The 21634-nt window shown below is 41.5% G+C and carries 17 protein-coding genes; all 17 read left to right on the forward strand.

Annotation, left to right across the window (positions count from 1 at the left end):
- Positions 1-475 precede the first annotated feature (475 nt).
- Entirely contained in the window at positions 476-985 is a 510-nt protein-coding gene (locus NOL38_RS09415; protein ID WP_277942006.1) for a hypothetical protein, read from the forward strand.
- Positions 986-1242: 257 nt separating this feature from the next.
- Positions 1243-3105 carry an AAA family ATPase gene (locus tag NOL38_RS09420; protein ID WP_277942007.1) on the forward strand — a complete coding sequence of 621 codons (1863 nt, stop codon included), beginning with the start codon at positions 1243-1245 and terminating at the stop codon, positions 3103-3105.
- A gap of 16 nt (positions 3106-3121) precedes the next feature.
- Complete coding sequence (locus tag NOL38_RS09425) at positions 3122-3652, forward strand: hypothetical protein (RefSeq protein ID WP_277942008.1); 531 nt, start codon at positions 3122-3124, stop codon at positions 3650-3652.
- A gap of 33 nt (positions 3653-3685) precedes the next feature.
- On the forward strand, positions 3686-4636 hold the full coding sequence (locus NOL38_RS09430) for a helix-turn-helix transcriptional regulator (protein WP_277942009.1): 951 nt from the start codon (positions 3686-3688) through the stop codon (positions 4634-4636).
- Between the two features lie 217 nt (positions 4637-4853).
- On the forward strand, positions 4854-6143 hold the full coding sequence (locus NOL38_RS09435; protein ID WP_277942010.1) for a DUF262 domain-containing protein: 1290 nt from the start codon (positions 4854-4856) through the stop codon (positions 6141-6143).
- Positions 6140-8035, forward strand: coding sequence for a GmrSD restriction endonuclease domain-containing protein (locus tag NOL38_RS09440; protein ID WP_277942011.1), 1896 nt, complete (start codon positions 6140-6142; stop codon positions 8033-8035). Before NOL38_RS09435 ends, NOL38_RS09440 begins: the two co-directional genes overlap by 4 nt.
- 205 nt (positions 8036-8240) lie before the next feature.
- The gene (locus tag NOL38_RS09445; RefSeq protein ID WP_014736408.1) at positions 8241-9518 is read left to right on the forward strand and encodes a uracil-xanthine permease family protein; all 1278 of its coding nucleotides are present in this window, start codon (positions 8241-8243) and stop codon (positions 9516-9518) included.
- Positions 9519-9621: 103 nt separating this feature from the next.
- Complete coding sequence (locus tag NOL38_RS09450; RefSeq protein WP_277942012.1) at positions 9622-10071, forward strand: SRPBCC family protein; 450 nt, start codon at positions 9622-9624, stop codon at positions 10069-10071.
- Between the two features lie 12 nt (positions 10072-10083).
- A complete protein-coding gene (locus tag NOL38_RS09455; RefSeq protein ID WP_277942013.1) occupies positions 10084-10434 on the forward strand; it encodes a hypothetical protein in 351 nt (116 codons plus the stop codon).
- Between the two features lie 151 nt (positions 10435-10585).
- Positions 10586-10855, forward strand: coding sequence for a 30S ribosomal protein S15 (gene rpsO / locus NOL38_RS09460; RefSeq protein ID WP_002938849.1), 270 nt, complete (start codon positions 10586-10588; stop codon positions 10853-10855).
- Positions 10856-10903: 48 nt separating this feature from the next.
- A complete protein-coding gene (locus NOL38_RS09465) occupies positions 10904-11029 on the forward strand; it encodes a hypothetical protein (protein ID WP_277942014.1) in 126 nt (41 codons plus the stop codon).
- A 162-nt stretch (positions 11030-11191) separates the two neighbouring features.
- A complete protein-coding gene (gene pnp / locus NOL38_RS09470; RefSeq protein ID WP_277942015.1) occupies positions 11192-13411 on the forward strand; it encodes a polyribonucleotide nucleotidyltransferase in 2220 nt (739 codons plus the stop codon).
- Between the two features lie 52 nt (positions 13412-13463).
- The gene (gene cysE / locus NOL38_RS09475) at positions 13464-14081 is read left to right on the forward strand and encodes a serine O-acetyltransferase (protein WP_277942016.1); all 618 of its coding nucleotides are present in this window, start codon (positions 13464-13466) and stop codon (positions 14079-14081) included.
- A 14-nt stretch (positions 14082-14095) separates the two neighbouring features.
- Entirely contained in the window at positions 14096-14869 is a 774-nt protein-coding gene (locus tag NOL38_RS09480) for a nucleoside phosphorylase (RefSeq protein ID WP_277942017.1), read from the forward strand.
- 189 nt (positions 14870-15058) lie between these two features.
- On the forward strand, positions 15059-16402 hold the full coding sequence (cysS, locus tag NOL38_RS09485) for a cysteine--tRNA ligase (RefSeq protein ID WP_277942018.1): 1344 nt from the start codon (positions 15059-15061) through the stop codon (positions 16400-16402).
- Positions 16395-16793, forward strand: coding sequence for a Mini-ribonuclease 3 (locus NOL38_RS09490; RefSeq protein ID WP_015647406.1), 399 nt, complete (start codon positions 16395-16397; stop codon positions 16791-16793). The genes cysS and NOL38_RS09490 overlap by 8 nt, the downstream gene beginning before the upstream one ends.
- Positions 16794-17038: 245 nt before the next feature.
- On the forward strand, positions 17039-21514 hold the full coding sequence (locus NOL38_RS09495; RefSeq protein WP_277942019.1) for an endo-beta-N-acetylglucosaminidase: 4476 nt from the start codon (positions 17039-17041) through the stop codon (positions 21512-21514).
- Positions 21515-21634: the final 120 nt, after the last annotated feature.

The following is a 21634-nucleotide window of genomic DNA, read 5'->3' on the forward strand; positions in this document are numbered from 1 at the left end:
ACTCGTCAACCACAAAGTCCTCACTAAGATTATACACCTAGTGAGGGCTTTGTGTTCGTTTTCATTATTCTGTGGGTGAGGGCGGAGCCATCATGGATGTCTTTCCCACTCCCCTTTTTGGGGTAAGTAAAAAATGCTAAGGGTGTACAGTTGTCGTATCTGAAATTCTAGCCCCTGCTTGACCGTACTTGGTATAACATATTACAATATATATAAGAACCTGTGTTCACAGTTCATCGCTTCCATTGGAGTGTTTGATGGTGGAGATAAGGAAAGGAGATTCCTGACCAATTAGGTGGTAGGCGAAAACAGCCACAGGAGCTTTTTACTCGTCGAAGCAATAAAGTGAAACTAAAAGATGATAGAGTCAAGTATTCCTTCAAAAAATTGCCTTGATGAGCAAAAACGATTTCTTGCATAAGAACACTTTGTTTATGAATATAGGTTATAAGATTTGTCCAAGAGAGGTTATTATATGTTGAAATATATCCGTGCCCTTCCCCTTGTTATAGTAGCGGGAGCGGTTGTTTACTCTACTATTTTTATCTGTATTGATAATGGTGATTGGACCTACGTTGTGACTAGAGCGCTAGGGCTTAAGGAAGAACATGCCAATAATGTTTCTTTGATTGTAATTGGTGCCCAATCACTTTTTCTAACTTCGGATTGGTTTTACAAGCGGATTCGTGCCTTTCTCAATCGTCGTTTGGAAAAGGCTAAAGGGCTTAATCGGCAGATTTATCTGGGCTATAAGGCAGGGATTGAGTTTTTGATGGCGTTACCCAAACGAACTATTTTATTCACATTCTATCTACTTTTAGTAGTTGCTGAAAGTGTTGGTCTGATTGAAAAAGCCAAGGACTATGCTGTGGTAATCATCTTCATAATTGCTGTTGACCGCGTGACCAAAATATGGCCGGAGGAAAAGCGGAGGATGATTGAGTTTAGCCAGAAGATTAAGAAAGGGATTAAGAGTGTGGAGTAGGGAGATTTGTTTGGGTATATTTATTTTTTGAAAATCTAATGCAGATCTTCTTCTATTGAGAGAATGAACGGAACAGTGTGCTGTCTGTGTCTTACTGAAAGGAATTCTGTGCAGTAGTATTGCCTCTGAGCCAAGTTGCATTGAAGATTAAGTATGGTGGAATAACACTTAAGTTTAATAATGAGCGAAGATGGACATATTTTGTCCATCTATTTTTATATACTTCTTATTGAGAATATCAGAATAGAGGAATGTAGATGAATTATTATCACATAAAACTAATGGGAGATGTCCAGCAACTAGAGCGCCCGAGTGAATATTTCGCACAAGAAAATAATTGGATGTATTTTTTGAAGGAAAAAGAAGATTTATTTATTGTAACGGGAGCTGCAAATACAAAACGAGAAATAGCAAAAAAGGTTCAGTCACTTTGGGAAGAAGATGTCTATTTAGATGGCTATTCTTCAATAACTGAGGATGATTTTATTGAAAAAGTTGGACGTGAACAGTTGGGAGAATTTGGTTATTTCTTATTGAAGCAATCAACGGAAAATAAGCAAGGTCTTACTCCGAATGCAGATGTGTTGTCAGAAAATATGATTGGACTCAGCGACTTTAAAAATAACATTCAGCATCTTATAAACTATTTAGACTATCAATCAAACGATTTAAAATCGTATACGAAAGAGCCGTTTTTCTTAATTTTCAATGGTCAAAAAGGCAGTGGGCGAAAATACGCTCTCCAATATTTAGAACGCTTGTTCGACTTGCAAGCAGTTGATACTCATTGTAGCGAATATTTTCTTCCCAAGACTGATGAAAAGCAATTTCCAGTTGTTTATGACTATTTTAAAGCAAGAGCTCGTTCTAAATTAGAACTTTTCGCTAATATCAATACAAAGAAGGAGAATAATATTTGTATTCTAATAGCTCAATCGACTGAAGAAGCTAAAAAAATAGAAATGGAATTACAGGAGGAATACTATAATGTAAATAGAATAGAGTTTCCTCCTTATACAAATGACGAACTGGTTGAAATTGCTATTCAACTATTAGCAAAAAGACGAATTAGTATAGACAAGAAAATTGTTAGGAAGTATGTAGAAAAGGCTTCAAATCTCAACAATGCAAAAGATATTCGACGAATGGTTCAGAGAATCCATGAATATGCGGTGGCAACCAATTATTGTCAAGAAAATGGATTGCTGGATCTGGGTCACTTTAGTTTGCAAAAGGAACAATCTAAAAGCAAATGTGGCCAAGCTGAAAAGAGGCTGAATCAAATGATTGGTCTTCAATCTGTCAAAAAATTAATCAGACAACAAGTTGCTTTTGAACAACTATCTAAACTTAGGAAAGAAAAAGGCTATCATGTTGAAGAAAGTAATGGGCACTTGTTATTCACAGGAAATCCAGGGACAGGTAAGACAGAGGTAGCTCGCCTTTATACAGAGATCCTGTATGAACATGGCTTGATTGCAGAAAACAAGATAGTAGAGGTGGGAAGAGCAGATCTTATTGGGGAATATGTTGGCCAAACAGCACCAAAAATAAAAAAGGTGTTTGATAGTGCAAGTGGTGGTGTACTGTTTATCGATGAAGCTTACAGTCTGATTCCACAGAGTGAAAGAGATTTTGCCAATGAAGCTATACCCACCATTATTCAAGAAATGGAAAATCGTCGCAATGAGATAGTTGTTATTTTTGCCGGTTATAAAGATTTGATGCACAATTTCATAGATACGAATCCAGGATTACAATCTAGAATTTCAAAAAACATTCATTTTGAAGATTACTCTGTGGATGAACTCTATGAAATTTTTAGAATGATGTTGAGTAATAAGGGCTATTCCATTGAATCGAGCTGTGAGAGTGCATTGCGCTCGCACTTTTCGAGTCGTGTTATAAATGAACATTTTGGTAATGGACGCTATGTTCGTAAATTAATAGAAGCTATTTTGTATCAACAGGCGACTCGGGTAATGGAAAGGATAGGTAATAGGGATTTGGATGAAACAGAGATGAATGTCGTAATAGAAGTTGATATTAAGAACGCCATTCAAGAATTTTCAGAGTTGGAATCAACTCAACGGTTAATAGGTTTTGGATTACAGGGATAGAAGAAAGGAATTGCACATGAATAACAATGGTTTGAACGAAAACGCTGTATTTAATGATATGGAAATTTTAGAAATATTTATAGATTTACTATACAGAAATTTGGACTCAGATACTAAGGTGAGAAGCTCTTTTGACAGCATCAATCGGGAAGTGAGTGATTTTTTTGGAATCCCACAAAAGAGCTATATCGGACAACTTTTATATATTATTTCAGATGTCGATCACATCAGAAGGAGCTTTGTTGACCACATAGAATTTTACTATCGAGAGATGAATAGGAAGGTGAAAAGAGTAGTCGGAGTCAGTCTGGCTATAGAAATAGTACAAAATGTTCATTTTCTAGAAGAATTTGATGTTGTGATGATTGAAAATATTGAAGAATTTTATAATAGTACCGATGTGATTCAGAAGAAGTTGGCAAGAATTTTGGAAAGTTATCTAGAAACAGGCGGAAAATTACTGGTAACAGGTTGCGAGTTTGATAATTCAAACGACTCATTAAGTAAGATTCTCTACCAAGGAAATTTATTGAATTTGACTTGTTAAGAGTGGTATAATCTTGTTAGAATTGAGGTTTATATGAACGACCAAGAAAGATTGCTTACCATATTTTTACGTTTACAATCAGGAGCACATCTAAAAAAATCACAATTAGCAGATGAATTTGGAGTTAGTGAGAAGACTATTCAAAGAGATTTTGCCCTGCTAGGAGGATTTATCGAAAGTCAGCCGATGATTGCAGCAGAGTTAGCCTATGATTCTAAGCACCATACTCGCTTCTTAAAAGGGAAGTCTCTTTTTAACAAAAAGGAAATTCTGACCATTTCTAAAATTTTGCTAGAAAATCGGGCTTTGAATAAGGAAGAAAATAAGGCTGTTTTAGATAGTTTATTTGCTCTGGTATCGAAAGAGGAGCAGAAAGAAATTTCTGCCATTATCGCCAGTGAACTCTTAAACTATGCCCCGCTTTCAGATACCCAAAATAGAATCGATAAGATTTGGGAATGGTCAGAGGCCATTCGTAAGGAATTGGTATTAGATATTCGCTACCAATCTCCCTACAATGTAGAAAAGAAACACACAGTTTTTCCTGTGTCACTCTACTACGATAGTCATTACTTTTACCTTGTAGCTTATAATCTAAAACATTCATCCTATATGACTTTAAAGTTAGATAGGATTTTAGACTGGAAACTTTCGACTGAGAAGAAGCCAGCTATTTCTTATGGCAAAAAGTTTCGAGATGGTGAGGTACGGAATAAGCGCGTGGATTCTTTTATGGGGCGAGAAATAACTATAAGAGTCAAATTTAGCTACGATCCAACCATTGTCTTGGATCAATTCCCGACAGCAAAGATTATCGAAATCAACTCCGAAGGCAACATCATTGAATTTGTAAGTCAAGATACACCAGGCTTAAAACGTTGGTTGCTGAGTCAGGCAGATGCCCTAACTGTGCTTTCCCCGACTTCGCTTGTAGAAGATATGAAACATTTTCTCAAAAATATGCAAGAAAACTATAAAAATTAGATATAGGGGACACTATTTGTCCACTCTGTGTATTAGAATGGATGTATCAGTACTATAACTCTTGATTGAAAGGAGGGGAAGTATATGCAAGAATGGATTGTGGTAGATCAATTTGGAAATACGATTGCAGGACCGTTTTACGATAAAACAGCTGCGGAGATGCATGCGAAAATGATTCCGAATGCAAGTGTAGAGAAAAAATAGGAGAATAAGCAGAATGACCGATATTACTTTGAGGCATATGACACTAGAGGAACTTTTGAAGGACAATAGGCTCCATATCCCAAATTATCAACGCCCTTATAAATGGCAACGAAAACACATTCGCCACTTATTCTATGATGTCAAAGAAGTTATAGACTCTAAAAAGGACATTTATCAAGTGGGTTCTCTTATTTTACACGATAAAAAACAAACTTTAGATATTGTTGATGGACAACAGCGGACTATCTCCGTTGCATTATTTTTACAGGCTTTAGGGAAGTTGAACGATTATATCGGTGCCCAGCAGTTACTAAATCAAAAATTTGACGTGGTTTCGTGTCAACATGCTAAGGAAAATTTTGAAGAGTGGAAAATACTGATTGACCTAGATGATGAAAAGGCGCAAAAAGTATGTGACTTTCTTCTTAAAAATTGTGAAATTGCTGTTATTACAATGCCACATAATCGATTATCTGAAGCTTTCCAACTTTTTGATTCTCAAAACAATCGAGGAAAAGCTCTAGAGCCACACGACCTGCTTAAAGCCTATCATTTGAGAAATGCCTCTGAAATCAGTGAAGATTTGATCGAAAATTGGGAAAAAATTGTTACAGACGAAAAGGTCAATTTAAAAGATTTATTTAACCAATATCTTTTTAGAGTGCGGCGGTGGTCAATTGGTGAAACTGGGTTGACTAAACGTCGTCAGGGTTCATACCTTCGCTTTACAGAAGATTTTATCGATGATTTTAAAGGTGTCGGTTTACATCATAACGAATACCCTTATTTGAATCTCTTTAGACTATTAAAAGAACAAAATATTGATTATCCTATTTCTTTAACGATGCCAATTATTGATGGAGAGTACTTTTTCTCTTATATTAATCAGTCACATAAAATGATTCAAAATAGAGAAACTTGGTTTGAAAGTCTCAGTCTAGATTCCAAAATGCTCAAGATTTTACATTCTACTAAACAACGTTATAACCGGAATCGTAATTTATTCGATAATCTAGTATTGCTTTTTGTGGATAGGTTTGGTCAGGGAGCTTTAGATAAAGATATTGTTGAAACAATTTTTATATGGGCCTATTATCCACGTATAAAAGCGCGTGCCATTTATGATAGCACTTTAGCAAATTATGCTGCGGGTGGCATTTTTCAACGACGTACAGTTCAAAAATTATTTCAGCTATTACATCATGCTAGTACACCAAGCGATTTTTTGCAGAAAATCAATCGTGATCAATTTGAACATTTTACCTTGGAGAAAATTCTTGAGGAAGAGGAACTTAATAAATGACTAAGACAGCTACTTTGACAGTTACAAAACTTCTGACTGAAGATGAATACATTGTTCCTCTTTATCAGCGAAATTTTTCATGGACATATGATGAGATTGAGCAATTGCTTATTGACATAGCAGATGCTTACAACGAACGTGAAAAACGTCCTGATTATTATATCGGAACACTGGTTGTTCATCAAAAAGGAAATATGTACCATATTATTGATGGACAACAGAGAACAACAGCTTTGACTTTGTTGGCATTGGTTTTGAGAAATGAGTATCACATTCAGTTCCCTGACTTGAAACTCTTAAATTTTGAAGCGCGTAAGCAGTCCAATGCATCTTTGCAGCAGTTATTTGAGAATAGCAGTGCTGAATTTGAGAATATGGATGAGATTATTAGAGGTTACCAAAACACAAAATTAGCACTCAATAAAATTCTGTCCGAACAGTTTAAAATGGAAGTGACAGTATATGCTGAGTACCTCTTTCAACACGTTATTATTTTTAGAAATATGCTACCTACTGACTTAGATTTGAATCTTTATTTTGAGCGGTTTAATTCAAGAGGGGAGCAATTGGAAGCTCATGAAATAATTAAGGCTCAATTGATGGCGAAGCTTGACGATGATAAAGCTGCTAAGTTTGCTAAAATCTGGGATGCCTGTGCAGACTTCGAGAAGCCGGTAGTTAAATCATTTCAAATGAGAAAGAAAAGAAAGGAAACGTTTAAAGAAAGAGAAAATATTTTTGGTTGGCATTTTTCAAATTATAAATTAGCCAATATCTATCGATTTATCGATAACACAAATAGTTCAAAAAAAAGTATATTAGATACCCTAGAAGATTCAAGTTCATTGGTATTTGATGATATCGTGGACGACAAAGAGACTGGAAAATATACAACTGTTATTAACTTTGAAACGTTACTCTTGTACACTGTTTCTATTATTGAAAATATTCCCCCACAAGATGTTCAATTAGATGATAAGAAACTACTTGATGTTTTTATGGTGAGTGAAAAAGGAAGGGATTGGGTCATTTACTTCTCGGAAACTTTATTAAGCATCAGACACCTATTTGATAACTATGTCATTAGAAACGCAAGCGAAGATACATCTAGGCGGTCAAAAAACGACTGGTTTCTTAGCAAAGGTACTTACTATGAGTATCAAAGAGACAATCGGAAAAATACAGATTACTTTGTAGAAGAACATTTCGAAAATAATACTTTTCCAGATAAAGCAGTGAATGATACCATTATTATGCTCCAGTCTATGTTTGCAGTGACCTTTACATCAAATCGAGATAGTCGTTGGCTATATGAGACTTTGGTCTATCTATTCGAGAATGTTGAGCATTTGCAAGATGAAGCATTTGGACACCAGTTTGTAATTTTTCTAGAAGCGTTGGCAGTTCGATATGCTGATGGTCGGTTATTTACAGAAGATGGTCAAGAATTTAGATGCTACCCTAATATGCCTATCTATGCTTTCAATTTTATTGATTATGTCTTATGGAAAAATCAAAATAATCTACAGGAGTACTTTTTTGATTCAAGGAATTTTAGATTCACTTATCGTCGTTCCGTTGAACATTGGTATCCTCAGAATCCAAATTTTGAAGATAGTGGGATGTTAAGAATGTCTGATAGTCTGCTTCATTCTTTCGGAAACCTTTGTATTATCACGGACAGTCAAAATTCGAAGTTTGGTAACTCTAGACCTCAGGCCAAGTATAGCCAATGGGAAAAGATATTTGGAAACCAAAGTCTAAAACTGCAATGGATGGCTAAACTTACTGGAAATTCGGATGACAATTGGAATAGTGAGGTAATCAGGGGGCATGAGGACAAGATTTTAACGTTAGTTAAGGAATTTTTTGAAAGCACGAAAAACATTTGATTTTTTTCAAACTTTTTCAAACTTTTAGTATATATCAGAAATAAATTCCTTGCCAAAAGTAAGGGCTTATGTTACAATACCAAAAGCGTAGGTTTTTAAACTCATCCCGTGAGGTGAGAAAGACAACAGGAAAAATTATTAAGGGCCTATGACTATGTATATTTAGAAAGTCTGGGTCTTTTTGTGTACCCAGAATGGGAGATTTATGAGTACAAAAGCCAATCTTTTGTTTGATGTCCATGAGAAACCAGCACCGCTTCAAGGGATTTTGTTGAGTTTCCAGCACGTATTCGCTATGTTTGGAGCGACAATCTTGGTGCCACTGATTCTCGGTATGCCAGTTTCGGTTGCCCTCTTCGCATCAGGTGTCGGGACCTTGATTTACCAAGTAGCGACACAGTTTAAGGTGCCGGTTTACCTGGGCTCTTCCTTCGCCTACATCTCAGCTATGGCCCTTGCCATTAAGGAAATGGGTGGCGATGTGTCAGCTGCGCAGACAGGTATTCTCTTCGTCGGTTTGATTTACGTCTTGATTGCTGCACTTGTTAAAGTTATCGGTACTAAGTGGATTGATACCCTCTTGCCACCGATTGTCATCGGTCCGATGATTATTGTCATTGGTCTCGGTCTTGCCAACTCTGCCGTGACTTCGGCAGGCTTTGTCGCAGACGGTGACTGGAAAAACGTCGTTGTGGCGATCGCAACCTTCTTGATTGCTGCTTTTGTCAATACCAAAGGGAAAGGCTTCGCCAAGATTGTTCCCTTCTTGATTGCCATCATCGGTGGTTACGTGATTGCCCTCTGTCTTGGTTTGGTTGACTTCACACCTGTTCTGGAAGCAGCTTGGTTTGAATTACCAGGTTTCTACCTACCATTTGAAACAGGTGCCTTCAAGTCGTACAATTTCTACTTCGGTCCAGAAATGATTGCTATCTTACCAATTGCTGTTGTAACAGTAGCTGAGCATATCGGTGACCACACCGTTCTCAGCCAAATCTGCGGCCGCCAGTTCTTGAAAGATCCAGGTCTCAGCCGTACCTTGATTGGTGACGGTGTGGCGACTGCCGTATCTGCCTTTATCGGTGGACCTGCTAACACGACTTATGGTGAAAATACAGGGGTTATCGGTATGACCCGTATCGCATCAGTATCCGTTATCCGTAATGCAGCCCTGATTGCCATTGCCTTCTCATTCTTGGGTAAATTTACAGCCCTTATCTCAACTATTCCAAGTGCCGTTCTTGGTGGTATGTCTATCTTGCTCTACGGTGTTATCGCCTCAAACGGTTTGAAAGTTTTGATTGAAAGCCGTGTTGATTTCGGTCAAGTCCGTAACCTGATTATTGCAAGCTCTATGTTGGTATTGGGCCTCGGTGGTGCAGTTCTTAACATCGGTGCCATCACCCTTTCAGGTACAGCCCTCTCAGCCATTGTAGGTATTATCCTCAATCTTATCTTGCCAAAAGCAGAAAAGGCAGAGTAAATGTGATATACAAGCAGAAAGTCAGCAAAAGCTGGCTTTTTTAGTTTATTTGCGAGGTTTTTTCGCCGAAGTATGCTATAGTAGTCAGATAAAGGAGAAATTGATGTTAGAATGGAAAGAAAGCATCTTGTTGGATGCAGACATTGACAAGGTCTGGGCCCTATTTGAATTGGAGAATCTTCCAAAGATTATGCCCGATGTGGTTTCGACTATTCCGATTGAGATTAAGGAGGGAGTTGTGGGAAGCAGCTACAAGCAGGTCTATCGGGAGGGCAAGCGGAACATGGAATATGTTGTGACGGATTTGGCACATGAAGACCGTGAGGATTACAAGTACAATCGTTCAGGCTTTAGCTTGGTCAATCTCTTTGAGATTGAGGTAGCTTATGAATTACAGGCGATTGACGGCAATCAAACTCGCTTTACCTATAGTGGACAAAATCGAGGAAAGAATATTTTGGGTAAAGCTCTGCTATTGCTGACGCCCAAATCTCAGAATCAAAATGTGGTAGACGAGTTTATGGTACGTGTGAAGCGTGTGGCAGAAGCCTAGAAAGAGGAACACATGAAAGAGTTAGCGAAAGAAGTTTATAGCAACACCCTTCACATTTGGTATGAGACTGACTTGACGGCAGAACATGAATATGGAAGGATTTTTGACACTAGCCAAGCTAGTCTGGAGAAAGTGGCGGCACTTCTACAGGCAGATGTGATAGATAACCCAACTGTTGATGCAGTTTACTGGTATCTGGGTCAAGGGCTAGATCAGATTATTTTTATGGCCCGTTATCAGCAAGGCGGCTTACAGGTCCAGGTCAACCTCAAGGACTTTGATTTTGCCCTGCATTTAGATGCTGTGGAGGCTTGGAAAAATGCTCTTATCATAAAGGTTCAAGCTGATCTTAAGGAAAAATAGCAGAGCAGCTCAGCTATTTTCAAATTAGTTGACAAAAAAGCCATTCCTTGATAGAATGGTTAAGGTCCAAAAGGACAAATCTAGCTTTTTCTTGGTTACGGGTCGCCAACCTGTCACTCGGATTAGGCTCAAAAACAAAGGAGAACATATCATGGCAATCTCAAAAGAGAAAAAAAATGAAATCATGGCACAATATGCTCGTCATGAAGGCGACACAGGTTCAGTTGAAGTACAAGTAGCAGTACTTACTTGGGAAATCAACCACCTTAACGACCACATCAAACAACACAAAAAAGACCACGCAACTTACCGTGGTTTGATGAAAAAAATCGGTCGCCGTCGTAACTTGTTGGCATACCTACGCCGCACAGACGTAAACCGTTACCGTGAATTGATTCACTCACTCGGACTCCGTCGTTAAGATAGGATACAAAAGCCGTCAAAAACGGCTGAAAAATAGGAAACTGCCATGTCTTCGGACCTTGGCAGTTTTTCTTATGTTCCATTATGGAAGTGTAGTGCTCTGAAAAAGCTGGGTGTTCTTCGTTTGATTGAAGAGTATTTGATTCGTTCGGTTGTTTATATAGCAGGTTAGATTTTCCCTCAAATTCCTTCCTCAATTCCCCACATTTTCCGTCAAATATGATAAAATAAGGAGTATGCGTGGTTTTGTGCAAAAGAGAGTGAAACAAGCTTGTTTGATTGTCTTTTGTAGAAAACACGCAAGAAAAATTTCAGAAAAAATAGGAGACAATTCATGTCAAAACAAGTATTTGAAACGGTTTTTGCTGGCAAAAAATTGGTCGTTGAAACAGGTCAAGTTGCCAAACAAGCCAACGGTGCGGTGGTCGTTCGCTATGGCGATTCAACAGTATTGACTGCGGCAGTTATGTCAAAAAAAATGGCAACGGGCGATTTCTTCCCGCTCCAAGTCAACTATGAAGAGAAAATGTACGCTGCAGGGAAATTCCCAGGTGGCTGGATGAAGCGTGAGGGTCGTCCATCAACCGATGCGACCTTGACAGCCCGTTTGATTGACCGTCCGATTCGTCCAATGTTTGCGGAAGGCTTCCGCAACGAAGTCCAAGTCATCAACACAGTGCTTTCTTACGATCCAGATGCCTCTGCTCCAATGGCAGCCATGTTTGGTTCTTCATTGGCATTGGCAATCTCAGATATCCCATTCAATGGTCCAATCGCAGGTGTGCAGGTCGGCTATGTCAATGGTGAACTCATCATCAATCCTGACAAGGCTCAGATGGAAGAGTCCCTCCTTGACTTGACAGTGGCTGGTAACAAAGACGCCATCAACATGGTAGAGTCTGGTGCCAAAGAATTGTCAGAAGACACCATGTTGGAAGCCCTCTTGAAAGGTCATGCGGCCATCCAAGAACTCCTTGACTTCCAAAATCAAATCGTGGCAGCAGTCGGCAAGGAAAAGGCAGATGTGGAACTTCTTCAAGTGGACCCAGAATTGCAGGCTGAGATTGTTGCAGCTTATAATGACGATTTGAAAAAAGCGGTGCAGGTTGAAGAAAAATTGGCCCGTGAAGATGCGACCAATGTGGTGCGTGAAACGGTCATCGCAGCCTACGAAGAAAAATACGCTGAACACGAAGAATTTGACCGCATCATGCGTGACGTCCATGAAATCTTGGAGCTCATGGAGCACGCAGAGGTTCGTCGTTTGATTACAGAAGATAAGGTCCGCCCAGACGGTCGCCGTGTCGATGAAATTCGTCCTTTGGATGCAGAAGTAGATTTCCTACCTAACGTTCATGGATCGGGTCTCTTTACCCGTGGTCAAACGCAAGCTCTTTCTGTTTTGACCTTGGCTCCAATGGGTGAAACTCAAATCATCGACGGTTTGGATGATGAGTACAAGAAACGCTTCTTGCACCACTACAATTTCCCACAATACTCAGTGGGATCAACAGGTCGTTACGGAGCACCTGGTCGTCGTGAGATTGGTCACGGAGCCCTTGGTGAGCGTGCTCTTGAGCAAGTCTTGCCTAGCTTGGAAGATTTCCCATATGCTATCCGCTTGGTAGCAGAAGTTTTGGAATCAAACGGTTCTTCATCACAGGCTTCTATCACAGCTGGTACCCTTGCCCTCATGGCCGGTGGTGTGCCAATCAAGGCACCAGTTGCAGGGATTGCCATGGGTCTGATTTCTGACGGTACCAATTACACCGTCTTGACCGATATTCAAGGTCTTGAGGACCACTTCGGCGATATGGACTTTAAGGTAGCTGGTACCCGTGATGGTATCACAGCTCTTCAAATGGATATTAAGATTGACGGTATCACACCACAAATCTTGGAAGAAGCCTTGGCACAAGCTAAGAAAGCTCGCTTTGAAATCCTTGATGTGATTGAAGCAACTATCCCAGAAGTTCGTCCTGACTTGGCACCAACTGCACCGAAGATTGATACCATCAAGATTGATGTGGATAAGATTAAGATTGTCATCGGTAAGGGTGGCGAAACTATTGATAAGATTATTGCAGAAACTGGCGTGAAAATCGATATTGACGAAGACGGTCTTGTAGCTATCTTCTCACCAGATCGCGCTGCGATTGAACGAACCAAAGAAATCATTGCAGGTCTTGTTCGTGAGGCAAAAGTGGACGAAGTATTCCAAGCAAAAGTGGTTCGTTTGGAGAAATTCGGTGCCTTTGTCAACCTCTTTGACAAGACTGATGCTCTGGTTCACGTTTCTGAAATGGCCTGGACCCGCGTCAACAAACCAGAAGATTTGGTTGAAATTGGCGATATTGTTGATGTCAAAGTTATCAAGATTGATGATAAAGGACGTATTGACGCTTCTATGAAGGCTCTTCTTCCAAAACCAGAAGGTTATGTGGAGCCAGAAAAACGCGAGCGTTCAGACAAACCTCGTCGTCCAAGAGACCATAAAGAGAAAAAAGATAACAACTTTGGCGAATTCAAATTCCACAAAGTTGAAAAGAAATAAGCTGAGTAGACAAGTTCGGTAGCGGGCTTGTCTTTCGCTAGAAGGAGTGACTATGGGTTGGTGGAAAGAAACCATTGAAATTGTAAAAGAAAAAGATCCGGCGGCACGGACCAGCTTGGAAGTCCTTTTGACCTACCCTGGTGTCAAGGCCCTGGCCGCCCACCGTCTCTCCCATTTTATGTGGAAGAAAGGTTTCAGGCTATTGGCTCGGATGCATAGCCAGTTCTGGCGTTTTTGGACCAATATTGAAATTCATCCAGGAGCCGAGATTGCTTCGGGGGTTTTCATTGACCACGGAGCTGGTTTGGTTATTGGTGAGACGGCTATTATTGAGTCTGGTGTCATGCTTTACCACGGCGTAACGCTTGGTGGAACAGGAAAGGATACGGGCAAACGCCATCCAACCGTTCGAAAGGGTGCCCTTGTCTCTGCACACGCACAGGTTATTGGACCTGTTGAAATCGGAGAAAATGCCAAAGTGGGTGCAGCTGCCGTTGTCCTAGCCGATGTTCCAGCAGATGTGACAGTGGTCGGTATGCCGGCTAAAATCGTCCGTGTTCATGGTCAAAAAGATGAGAAGGTCATTCATGACATGGAAGATGGTCGTGAACACTACACGACTAAGCTTGCGGAATTACGAGAAGCCAGCCACCGTTCGTCGCATTTGTAGGAAAGAAGGTTGAGATGCTACTAGAAGAATTTGAAAATATCTCTGCAGTTATTGAACCGACGGACAAGGCCATTCGTGGTGGTGGGGAGGTATGTGAGACCATGATTTTCTCTTTCAATGGGGAAATCGTAGACCGTGTCCGTCAGTTACCTGAGAGCAGAGAAGGTGGCTACTTAGAAAGCATTAATGGTCGCCATCCTTGGTATATCTTGGAAAGAGATGGACTACGGGTTGCGGTCATGTTAGCAGTCATCGGTGCTCCCATGGCGGTTGGTCACTTGGAGGAACTGAAAGCTTGTGGCTTTGAGAATTTTATTGTTCTGGGTTCTTGTGGGGTGCTGGATAAGTCGCTTGCTGCGGATAAGATTATCCTTCCTAGCTCTGCTCTTCGGGACGAGGGAACTGGTTACCACTACGCTCCTGCCAGCGATGAAATCAGCTATGATTCTGCTCTGCTATTAACCATGGAAAAGGCCTTGGATCAAGCAGGAATTGAGCACGTGCGGGCCAAGACCTGGACGACGGACGCTTTCTATCGGGAAACGGCTGCCAAGGTCAAGCGTCGCCTAGCCGCTGGTGCCATGGTGGTCGATATGGAAGCTTCTGCTATCATGGCCTGGGCTAACTTTCGTCAGGCCAAGGTCTATCAGTTTTTCTACACGGCAGACTATGTGGACCACCACAAGAACGAGTGGGATACCCGTCGGGAAGAACGGACGGCTGACAGTATGACCTTCTTTGAAGTGGCCATGGCCATTGCAAGAAAATTAGAAAGTAGATCATGTTAAAAAAATTAATAAGACAAAACTGGCCTTATGTGTTGACCGCCATTGCTGGGATAATCATGTCTATCCTTAAATTTTCCCAAGGAAGCTGGCAGGTAGGGATGATTTGGTTGGCCGCGACAGCTTATTGGCTAGTAAAATTGTATCAAAAGTATCAAGTCCTAAAGAATACTCAGAAGTAATGGAGAAGCTATGATTAAAATTTACGATACCATGACTCGAAGTTTGCGTGACTTTGTGCCCTTGGAAGAGGGTAAGGTCAAGATGTATGTTTGCGGTCCGACGGTTTACAACTATATCCATATCGGTAATGCCCGTAGTGTCGTGGCTTTTGATACCATCCGCCGCTATTTTGAATACCGTGGCTATGATGTGACCTACATTTCAAACTTTACAGATGTGGATGACAAGATTATTAAGGCTGCTAATGAAGCTGGCATGACAACCAAGGAACTGTCTGATAAATTTATCGCAGCCTTCAAGGAAGATGTGGCAAAGTTGGGTGTTAAGCCGGCTACCAAAAATCCTCGAGTCATCGACTACATGGATGAAATCATTGATTTTGTGCAGGTCTTGATTGACAAGGGCTATGCCTACGAGGCGGCTGGAGATGTTTATTTCCGTGTGGAAAAGGCTGAAAACTATGCTCGTTTGGCCAACAAAACCCTGTCTGACTTGGAGGCTGGTGCTTCTGGTCGAGTTGAGGGAGAAGGTCAACTGAAAGAACATCCTTTCGACTTTGCCCTGTGGAAAACTGCCAAGCCAGGTGAAGTGTCTTGGGGAAGTCCTTGGGGAGAGGGTCGTCCAGGTTGGCATATCGAGTGTTCGGTCATGGCAACAGAGATTTTGGGAGCTACCATCGATATTCACGGTGGTGGTGCGGACTTGGAATTCCCTCACCATACCAATGAAATCGCCCAGTCTGAGTGCAAAACAGGTCAAACCTTTGCCAACTACTGGATGCACAATGCCATGCTCAATATCAACGATGAGAAGATGTCCAAGTCCTTGGGCAATTTCCTGACAGCCCATGATATGTTGGAACAAATCGACGGGCAGGTCTTGCGCTTCTTCCTATCTACCCAGCACTACCGCCGTCCACTCAACTACACTGAGAAGGCTATTTCAGATGCGGAAATCAATCTCAAATATCTGAAAAATACTTATACACAACCTGTGCAAAACTCTGTGGATAATTCAGCTCTTGAATTACATCTGGCGGCCTTTGAAGCGGCAATGGATGATGATTTCAATGCGGCAAATGGGATTACGGCTATCTTTGACTTTGCCAAGTGGATCAACTCAGGCAACTATGACGAAACTGTAAAAGAAGCCTTTGGCAAGATGCTCGCCGTCTTTGGTATTGTCTTTGAAGAAGAAGTCTTGGACAGTGAGATTGAAGCCTTGATAGCAGAACGTCAAGCAGCGCGTGCCAATCGGGACTTTGCGACGGCTGATCGCATTCGTGATGAATTGGCAGCCCAGGGCATCAAGCTCTTGGATACCAAGGATGGTGTGAGGTGGACACGTGACTAAGGCAGTAGATGTCAATCTCATCAATGGAATTGCCCTGGCTTTTGAAGGGGATGCTGTTTATTCCATGTATATCAGAAGGCACTTGATTTTCAAGGGGCTGACCAAGCCCAATAAATTGCATGGAGAAGCTAACAAATATGTCTCAGCCAAGGCTCAGGCAAGCCTGATCTCTGCCCTCTTAGAAGCTCAGCTATTGACCGAAAAAGAGGAAGAAATCTACAAGCGGGGGCGCAATACCAATAGTCATACCAAGGCCAAGAATGCGGACGTGGTCACCTATCGGATGTCCACAGGCTTTGAGGCGGTTTTGGGCTATTTGCACATGACCGAGCAGATGGAACGCCTGGATGAACTGGTGGGCTGGTGTATTAAGTTTGTAGAAAATAATTAACGAAGACAACGAGGAGGGAAACTTCCTCTTTTTTGTTTTCTCTAAACTAAAGTTCTTTTTATCTGATTTAAAGAAGGGGACCATGAGGGCTTGAAGGTCATATTTTTCCTCTGTACAATGGAATTAATAAAACCTGATAAACTTCGTGTGATAGCTGTTCTATCAAAGGTAGTATGTGCCAACTAAGATCTGGAAAGGAGAAAATTAAGAACAGCTGTTACACTACAATTGTGTAGGAGGAAAATATGACAAAATGTGATTTCGACAAACGTGAGCGATTCGGTATTCGAAAATTTACAATAGGTGCCTGTTCTGTTTTGATTGGTGCGACCTTATTTGGAACACAGGTTTCTGCGGACCAGCTAGAAAATGTGGACAGCTTGTCAGAGCCAGCTGTTGAACTCTCTTCGGTAGGGAACGAACATGTGGAAAAGACCGAAGCTGAAGAAGGAATACTACCAATTTTAACAGATGAGAAAGCGGTGACCGAAGAGTTGAATGGAGAAGCATCTGTATCAGATAGTAGAGAAGAAAAACTGCCTTCAGCTCCGTCTGATAATCCAGAAAATAAACTAGAGGATACAGAGGAAGCGGAAGATAAAGGGGGAGATTCTTCAGATTCTGGTCTGTTGCTTTCTGATTTTCCTCAGGTAGAGGATCAAGGAATTCGTCCGAAAGAGATTAAGTTTGACAACTGGGATCAGGTGCTTGCTTGGGAGCCGGGTGCTCGTCCAGATGATGATTTGAACCGCGCTTCTGTAGAGTTGGTTGAGCGCTTTAGAGGGCATGTCGTCAATGAGAGAGCCAATGAGAATGCAAAGGTAGAAGCTCTTTCAAATACCAACTCTAAGGCGAAAGACCATGCCTCTGTTGGGGGAGAAGAGTTTAAAGCCTATGCCTTTGATTACTGGCAGTATATTGATTCAATGGTATTTTGGGAAGGCTTGATTCCTAGCCCAGACGTCATTGATGCTGGACACCGCAATGGTGTGCCTGTTTTGGGAACGATTTTCTACAATTGGTCCAGTAGTATTGAAGATCAAGAGAAGTTTGTGTCTTCTATGAGACAGGATCCTGATGGAAGTTTTCCTGTTGCTCGTAAGTTGGTAGATATGGCTAAATACTATGGTTTCGATGGTTATTTCATTAATCAAGAGACTACAGGAAGCTTGGTTGAACCTATGGGGGAAACCATGAGAAACTTTATGCTCTATACCAAGGAATATGCAGAATCGATTGGTTATCCGATAACGTATTCTTGGTATGATGCCATGACCTACGAATATGGTCGCTATCACGAAGATGGTTTGGGTGAGTACAACTATCCGTTTATGGAAAAGGAAGGAGACAAGGTCCCTGCGGATCGTTTCTTTGCGAATTTTAACTGGACACGGGCCAAAAATAACTATTCAATCGAAGTGGCGAAACGAATCGGTCGAGATCCATTTGATATTTTTGCTGGATTTGAATTGCAACGGGGAGGCTCTTACAAAACGCAAATTAACTGGGATGCTCTGTTTGATGAAAACGGGAAATTGAAATTATCACTCGGTCTGTTTGCGCCAGATACCATTACAAGTTTGGGTGCGACGGGTGAGGATTATCATGAGAATGAGAATATCTTCTTTACAGGCTATCAAGGTGATCCAACCAAACAGAAACCTTCGGATAAAAATTGGTATGGCTTGGCCAATCTCATTGCGGATAAGACGGCTATAACAAGCAGTAATTTTAATAGTTCCTTTAATACAGGGCACGGGAAAAAATGGTTTGTAGATGGTAAGGTTGCCAAAGATGGGGAATGGAATTATCGCTCTGTGTCTGGTATTTTACCAACCTGGCGGTGGTGGATTGAAGCAAGTGGTGAAAAGCTTGCTGCGGCTTATGATTTTGATGATGCCTATAATGGGGGCAACTCTCTTCGTTTTACAGGCGATTTGGAAAAAGATGGTAAGCAGGAAATTAAGTTGTATTCCGCCAAGATTCCTCTATCAGAAACAAGTCGTTTGAGGGTTGCGCACAAAGGAGGGCAAGGTGCAAATATCTCCCTAGCTCTAGCGCTTGAACCAGATTATCAATTTGCGAATAAAGAAGCGTGGCGCTTGCTTAAACTATCAAGAGATTGGCAAGATCAGACCTTTGATTTATCTAGTCTGGCAGGAAAGACAGTGTACGGTATCCAAGTGGTTGTTGAAAATGAAGCAGCGCTGTCAGATTTTGATTTTCGTTTAGGGCAGTTGGCAATTTATGACCAGGAACATTCACCTACTGCACCGAAAGATGGCCAAGTCCTTGCTAAGCGATTGAAGAATGCCCAAGATGCTGAAGCTGTGATTAGCTTTACAGGGACAGATGATGCAGACTATTATGAAGTATATGCGCAGGTCGACGGACAGTGGAAATTGCTGACAGGTTCTTCTAATACAAGGATTTACCTCCCTCAACTAGTTCGTTCTGCTCAGGCAGAAGGTCGAACCCAAGCTTTGAAAGTTCATGCCGTTGGGAAAAATGGTTTGCGTTCGGAAGCAGGGGAGTTTATCTTTGATTGGGAAATGACGGTGAAAGATACTAGCCTTCCTAAACCATTGGCAGAAAACATTGTTCTCGGAGCAGAAGTCATCGGTTCAAGTTTTGCTAAAAAAGAAGGTGGAGAAGGCATTGAGGGCATGTTGAATGGGACCATTACCAGTCTGTCAGATAAATGGTCTTCCCATCAATTGAGTGGCCATGTAGATATTCGCTTGACCCAACCTCGGACAGTCGTGCGATGGGCTATGGATCATGCTGGTGCAGGTGGTGAATCGGTCAATGATGGCTTAATGAACACCAAGGATTTCGATCTCTATTATAAAAATGAGAATGGTGATTGGGTGTTAGCCAAAGAAGTTCGTGGCAATCGTGATCATGTGACAGACATCGTATTGGACAAGCCAATTCGAGCGCAGGAATGGCGTTTGGATGTCTTGACTTCTGATAATGGTACTCCTTGGAAGGCCATTCGTATTTATAATTGGCGTATGTATGAAGAATTGGACATGGAGACACCAAATATTCCGATGACCCATGCTGTTGCTCGTCATCTCGGTAATCATCAGATTCAAGTAGGTTTCAAGGATGTCCCTGCCAATCGGAAAATAGCGCTTTATTCTAGCCCAGATGCCGTAAAACCACTGGCAGAATTGGAAACGACAGAGTCAGGAAATCTTATATTCGACCCGATTCGCTTTGAGTCCCTGCCTGAGTTCATTTACTACCGTACTCTGGAGGAAGGAAAGGATTGGAGCAATCTATTGGCCATTCGCGTTCCGCAAGGTGAAAAAGTAGTGAAAGCGATGGAATGGATAGCTCCCCTAGAGAAAAAAGTTTACCGACAAGGTAGTCCTTTATCGCTTGCAGGAGCACAATTCCGTGTAGTTTTTGAAGGAGATTGGCCTGCTGAACGGGTGAATGCCACCAATCCGGCAGTTACAGTAAGGGGATTTGATCCGCAAAAATTAGGTGAACAAACATTGACCGTTTCCTATCTAGGAGAAACACTTGCTCAGCCACTGATGGTATATGTTGTTGAAGATATAGCCCAAGGTGAGAAAAAGGCAGTCGGTCTAGAAATCCAACAGTTACCAAAAGTGCAGTATGTTGTAGGAGATGATTTGGATGTCACAAATGGTCGATTTGCTATTATCTATGACGATGAGTCAACTCAGTCCTTCTCTTTGACAGAAGCTGGAGTAGAAATTGTTGGTTTCGATTCCCGTAAAGAGGGGCGTCAGAGCCTAGGTTTGCGGTATGCTGGTTTGGAGACTTCATTTGATGTCCTTGTTTCACCGAAGCCAATCGTCAATGATGAGTATCTAAAGCAGAAAATAGCAGAAATTGAGGCTCTACAAACCCAAACAGCCTATCTTTATTCTAGTGAGCAGATACAACTTGCTTTGCAAACTGCCTTGGAAGAAGCTAAGTCTGTGGTAGCAGATACCAATCGGACAGTCGAGCAGGTTGAAGCCGCTCAAACTCTTTTAGAGAAACAGTTAGGAGAGCTGGATGGGGCGAAACTTTACCAAGCAGATCTTGGGCGTCTCAATCAGTTAATCCAAGAGGTGAAAGGAATAGACACGCCTATAAATTCTTCTGAGCTGACTTCTTTACTAGAAACAACTGAGAAAATTTTGGGTTCGGATAGTATTCGTCCAGATGAGATGAGGGAGCTGCTCAGTGAATGGACTGATTTGTTTGAACAGTCTAGTCTGGTAACGCATGTCGGTACAAGAGATTCGATGGAGTCTAAGAATTTACTAGCTCCTGAAAAACCGAGGATGGATTTGACCTATGAGCTGGTGCCGAGCCAAGTCATCAAACGGATCAGCACTGATTTGCCACTGGGCAAAGAGCGAATTGTTCAGGAGGGGGCAGATGGTCAAATGATGGTAGCTCACCTAGTCTATAGTGATGGTCGTCGCGAGCTGTATTCACGAAAAGTTGCTGATGAGAGTCAGCCGAAAATAGTGGAGGTCGGCAGCGGTTTGCCTATCCAGCAAGAGAAGACTTTAATGATAGAAAATAGCCCGCAGGTTGAAAAGCAGATCAGAGATGCTTCTCTGCAGAAGAGCGGTCTTCCACAAACTGGTGATACCTATCAGGAGAAGTATGTCTTTCTTGGATTAGTTGGTGTGGCTCTGGCTGGCCTATCTCAGTTAGCTAAGCTCAGAAAGCAAGGTGAATAAAATAAATGGGAGCGGGAAAGACATCCATGATGGCTCCGCCCTCACCCACAGAATAATGAAAACGAACACAAAGCCCTCACTAGGTGTATAATCTTAGTGAGGACTTTGTGGTTGACGAGT

It is taken from the genome of Streptococcus suis, assembly GCF_029616525.1.
GTDB lineage: Bacteria > Bacillota > Bacilli > Lactobacillales > Streptococcaceae > Streptococcus > Streptococcus suis_AF.